This window comes from Phenylobacterium sp., assembly GCF_044372605.1.
Lineage (GTDB): Bacteria > Pseudomonadota > Alphaproteobacteria > Caulobacterales > Caulobacteraceae > Phenylobacterium.
Map to the genome: position 1 here is coordinate 1 of NZ_JBILRO010000245.1, position 5,019 is coordinate 5,019.

Annotated in this window: 4 protein-coding genes and 1 pseudogene; 1 reads left to right on the forward strand and 4 read right to left on the reverse strand. The window is 66.9% G+C overall.

Annotated elements, in window-relative coordinates; translation table 11 throughout:
- The 4 genes from ACIQ42_RS15820 to ACIQ42_RS15835 form a co-directional block, all read right to left on the reverse strand.
- Window positions 1-590 (reverse strand): M28 family peptidase (locus tag ACIQ42_RS15820; protein WP_397423207.1); only part of this gene is annotated, 590 nt, incomplete at its 3' end.
- 9 nt (window positions 591-599) lie between these two features.
- Window positions 600-917 carry a hypothetical protein gene (locus ACIQ42_RS15825; RefSeq protein ID WP_397423208.1) on the reverse strand — a complete coding sequence of 106 codons (318 nt, stop codon included), beginning with the start codon at window positions 915-917 and terminating at the stop codon, window positions 600-602.
- A gap of 70 nt (window positions 918-987) precedes the next feature.
- Window positions 988-3,099: a PQQ-dependent dehydrogenase, methanol/ethanol family gene (locus ACIQ42_RS15830; protein WP_397423209.1), complete on the reverse strand. Its 2,112-nt coding sequence runs from the start codon at window positions 3,097-3,099 to the stop codon at window positions 988-990.
- A gap of 207 nt (window positions 3,100-3,306) precedes the next feature.
- Window positions 3,307-4,749 carry a PLP-dependent aminotransferase family protein gene (locus tag ACIQ42_RS15835; RefSeq protein ID WP_397423210.1) on the reverse strand — a complete coding sequence of 481 codons (1,443 nt, stop codon included), beginning with the start codon at window positions 4,747-4,749 and terminating at the stop codon, window positions 3,307-3,309.
- 62 nt (window positions 4,750-4,811) lie between these two features.
- On the opposite strand from ACIQ42_RS15835, the pseudogene ACIQ42_RS15840 reads away from it, so the two are divergent.
- Window positions 4,812-5,019, forward strand: a pseudogene (locus ACIQ42_RS15840) (hypothetical protein); the annotation flags it as partial.

A 5,019-nucleotide genomic window follows, 5' to 3' on the forward strand; every position in this document is an offset into this window, starting at 1 on the left:
GAGATCGCATAGTCGGCCAGGATCTTGCCGCCCAGCAGGCCCTGCTCCTCGCCGGCCAGGGCCGCAAACACCAGCGTCGCCGGAAACTGGCGCTTGCAGAGCACGCGGGCCGCCTCGATCACCGCCGCCGTGCCCGAGGCGTCGTCATTGGCGCCCGGCGCATCCGAGGTGAAGTTCCTCGCATCGGACACGCGGCTGTCGTAGTGGCCGGAAATCACGATCACCCGGCCCGGATCGGTGGTCCCGGAAAGTATGCCCAGCACATTCACCACCTCGGTCGGACCGGCCAGGCGCTCGGCGGTGACCACCGCAGAGGGTGTCTCGACCTTCAACCGGCCACCGCAGTCCTTCGATATTGAATTGAATTCGGAGGCGATCCAGCGACGCGCCGCCCCGATGCCCCGCTTGTCGGACTTTGTCTCCGATCCGGTATGCCGCGTACCGAATCCGACCAGTGCCGAAATCATCGCCTTCTGGCGCTCGGCCGAGACCGCCCCCGCAACATCCTTCAACATTGAATGTTGTCCGCCGAGCGGTTGGGCCGCAACGGGCGTGGAGATCAGGGCGGCGAGGAGGACGGCGATGCGCATGTCGGGGCTCTAGCTGATTTTGGGGGAATCCACCGGTTCAAACGTCAGGCGATGCCGGTAGAGGCCTTCAAAGTGCGGTTGGGCGGCATCGGTGATCCTTTTCAGGGCGTCCGGCAGGACCGGCGAAGCACGACGTTCAGGCGCCGCAAAGCCGGTGGAGCACTCAACAGCTTCACACCAGGCCGACGCCCAGACCCCGTCCCCGAGCACGAAGCCGGCGTCGAGGACCGAGACCCTGGCCTGGTCGCGCGGAACCAGACTTCCGTTCCCATAGGTCCGCAGGCCCGCATTGCGCGGATCCACGGCGAAATCCTGATGACCCGCCATGGGGTTCACCCGAGAGTCCTCCCGCGACCGCCGCCAAGGCCTCCTTTGGCCCCAGGCGGCGCTCGCGTCCTCAGGCGGCGGGTCTTGTCGGCGCGGCGGCCTGGGTCTGTATGGCCCGCGCCTGGGTCAGCAGATAGGCACGGATATCCTCAGCTTCCTTGGGCGTCATGTACTTCGCGAAGCTCACCATGCCCTTGGACTTCAGAGCCCCGTCGATCACCACCGACTTGAAGTCGGCCTCGGTACGCAGCATCTGCGAGACCCTGAGATCAGCCAGGTAGCCGCCCACCGCACTGCCGCCGTGGCAACCGGTGCAATTGTTCTGGTACAGAGCGAAGCCGGCCTTGGCGTCGCCCTTCGACGAAACGCCGGTCAGATCCAGGCCGGGTTTCGTCGCGACCTTGAAGTCCGGCGCGACCACCTTGCCGCCAAGCTTGAACACCATCAGACGGCCCGGCATGCGCACAGGGTCGCCGTTCAACGCGCTGGCGAAGGTGGCGCCCGCTCCGCCATAACCCACCATCAGCGCCACATACTGCTCGCCATCCAGCTCATAGGTGGAGGCCGGCGCGACCACGCTGTTCTGGGTCCGGTAGTTCCAGAGCTTGGCGCCGGTCGCCGCGTCATAGGCCGTAAAGCCGCCGCCGGCCGACCCCTGGAATACGAGGCCGCCGGCTGTGGAGAGAATTCCGGCGTTCCAGAAATGCGGATGGTTCACCGTCCAGCGGGCCTTCTGGGCCACCGGATCCCAGGCGACCAGCTTGCCTGACGTGGTGGCCTTGATCGCCGCGAACTGCGCCTTGTCGCTGGGCAGGCCCATGATCAGCGTATCGAGCCCAAGGTTCATCGCGCCCTGGCGGTGCTTGTAGACTTTTTCGTCGCCATAGGGGCTGGCCGCCACCTGAGCCGGGATATAGACGAGCCCGGCCTTGGGATTGAACGCCATCGGATGCCAGTTGTGCGATCCGAGCGGGCCCGGCTCAATGACGGCAGGCTTGGTCTCGTAGCGCGCGCCCGGCGCCTCGACCGGCCGCCCGGTCGCCATGTCCACCTTGGTCGCCCAGGTGATCGGCGCATAGGGTTCGGCCGAGATCAGCTGGCCGGTGGCCCGGTCGATCACATAGAAGAAGCCGTTCTTGGGGGCCTGCATCAGCACCTTGCGGTCCTGACCGCCAATCTTCAGGTCGGCCAGCATGATGTGCTGGGTGGCGGTGTAGTCCCAGCTCTCGCCGGGCGTGGTCTGATAGTGCCAGACGTATTCGCCGGTGTCGGGCTTCAGCGCCAGGATCGACGACAGGAAGAGGTTGTCGCCCTTGCCGCCCGAGCGCTTCATATGGTTCCACGGGTTCCCGTTGCCGATCCCGAAGTACATGATGTCCAGCGCCGGATCATAGGCCATGGCATCCCACGCCGTGCCGCCGCCGCCGCTTTCCTTCCATGCCCCATCCGACCAGGTGGCGTTGGCCTTCTCGGCCATCACCTTGTCCGAGGCCGCGCCATCGGGCGCGCCGGTGGGATTGGGCACGGTATAGAAGCGCCACGCCTGCTTGCCGGTGGCCGCGTCGTAGGCGGTGATGTAGCCGCGCACGCCATACTCGGCGCCGCCATTGCCGATCAGAACCTTGTCCTTCACCACGCGCGGCGCGCCGGTGATGGTGTAGGGCTTGGAGTTATCCGTGGTCTGGACGCTCCAGGCGACCGTGCCATCGCCAGCGTTCAGGGCCACCAGGCGACCGTCCAGGGTGCCCACATAGACCCGGCCTTTCCAGATCGCGACACCACGGTTGACCACGTCGCAGCAGGCGTCAAAGCCCTTGGCGCGGTCGACCTTTGGGTCCCAGGTCCAGAGCTGTTTTCCGGTCTTCGCATCGAAGGCGAATACCTTGGACCAGGCGGTGGTGGTGTAGAGCACCCCATCCACCATGATCGGCGTCGCCTCCTGCCCCCGATCAGTGTCGAAGTCAGCGAACCAGGCCAGACCCAGATCCTTGACGGTGGTCGCATTGATCTTGTCCAGCGGGCTGAAGCGCTGCTCGGAATAGTCCTTGCCGTAGGAGAGCCATTCGCCGTTGGTGGCGGCGGCCTCGATGCGTTTGCCATCTACATTGCCGGCGTCCGGCTTCTGGCAGGCCACGACGGTTGCGGCGAGCACCAGCGCCAGCCCGATACGGATGAGGTTCATGATCGCTCCCGGTGGTCGGCGTCTCCACCCGCGCCGATCCCCTTCCAGTATGGCGCGGCTGACGGCGGCTGCAAGCCTGTCGCGAGGGAACCGTGTGGCCAGAGCCTGTCCGGTTCAGATGGAAGCATCTGAACCGGACAGGCTCGTTATCAAATGTCTAGAGCACGACGGGGGCTTGAACCGGTATCCACTTCAAGCTGCCGTCCTCTAGACAACGGCCCCTATGGAGGCGCGGCTCGGCGTAGCCCCGGCCCGTAGTCCATCATAGGCGGCCGCCAGACGGTCCACCGCCGTGGTGAGGTCCTCCGGCGCCAGGGTGTAGGGCAGCCGGATGAAGCGCTCGAACGCCCCGTCGACCCCGAATCGCGGGCCGGCGGCGATGCGGACGCCGAAGCGTTCGGACGTGGCGGCCAGCGCACTGGACACCGGACTGGGCAGTTCGGCCCACAGAGACAGGCCGCCCTCGGGGCGGCGGACCTTCCACTCCGGCAGTCGCGCCTGCAACTGCGCCAGCAGGTGATCGCGGCGGGTGCGCAGCAATACGCGGCGGGCTGCGAGCGGAGCCTCTTCATCCGACAACAGCTGGCAGCCCGCCAGTTGCTCAAGCAGGGGCGATCCGAGATCGATGGAGGCCCGCCGGGGCGCCAGCGCCTGAATGACCGGCGCGTCGGCGCGGATCCAGCCCAGCCGCAGCCCACCCCAGAAACTCTTGCCCATGGACCCCAGCCGGACCAGGCCTTCCGCCGGCTCCACGAAGGCATAGGGATCAACCGGGGCGTCGAGCCAGAGATCCGTCATGGTCTCGTCGAGGATCAGGGTGGTGCCCGCACGCGCCGCCGCGTGGCTCAGAACGGCGCGCGCCTCCGAGGGCATCCAGTGGCCCGTAGGATTCTGAAAGTCCGAGATCAGGTAGGCGACGCGCGCGCCGCTCTGTCGGAAGGCGGCGCCTACACCCTCCAGATCCCAACCCTCGCCCGGCAGCCCGACCGGCACCGTTCGGCAGAAGGCGCGCTCGATGGCGTCGATGGCGTGCGGGTAGGTCGGGTGATCAATCACGACCCGGTCGCCCGGCCCGGCCAGCAGCCGCAACATCAGCGCCAGGCCATGCTGGGCGCCATTGGTGATCATGATCTGATCGACGCGCGTCGGCAGACCGCGCCGGGTGTAGCGCTCGGCCACGGCCTGGCGGAACTCGTGAAGACCAAGCGTTGCATAGCCATGCTGAGGCAAAAATGCCGGGAGCAGGCTGAGCGCCGCCGCGTAGGCCTGGTGGATAAGCTCGCTGGCCGGCGGCGCGGCCGAGGTCATGTCCAGCACGCCTTCGGCCGAGGCGCTGCTGACCAGGATCGTCGCGCCGCGTTCCCCCGGGCCCGTGGGCAGCCGGGTACGGGCGCCGGCGCCCTGCCGGCGATCCAGAAAACCCTCGTCGCGTAGCTGGGCGAAGGCGGCGGTGACGGTGGTGCGGCTGATCTCCAGGATATGGGCCAGTTCCCGCTCTCCCGGCAGCACCACATCCAGCGGCAGGCGCCCGTCAAGGATCAACAGGCGCAGGCCGTCGGCCAACTGCCGATAGGCCGGACCCGCGCGCTGGCCTCGCCAGGGGCCAAGCAGCCGGATCAGGGAGGCGGGTCCAAGTCGTCGCGGGCTCATAAGGCCAAGGTCGCAGAACTGGCTCTGTTTTCAAGGTCCAGTTGGCGGCATCTGGATCGGCCATGATGATACGTCGCCTCCTCCAGCTCTCCATCGGCCTGACGCTCTATGGCGCGTCCATGGCCCTGATGCTGCGCGCAGCCCTGGGGCTCGACCCGTGGGACGTGTTTCACCAGGGCGTGTCCGGACAGGTTGGTCTATCCATCGGCATGGTGGTGAACCTGACCGGACTGGTAGTCCTGCTGTTGTGGATCCCTTTGCGCCAACGGC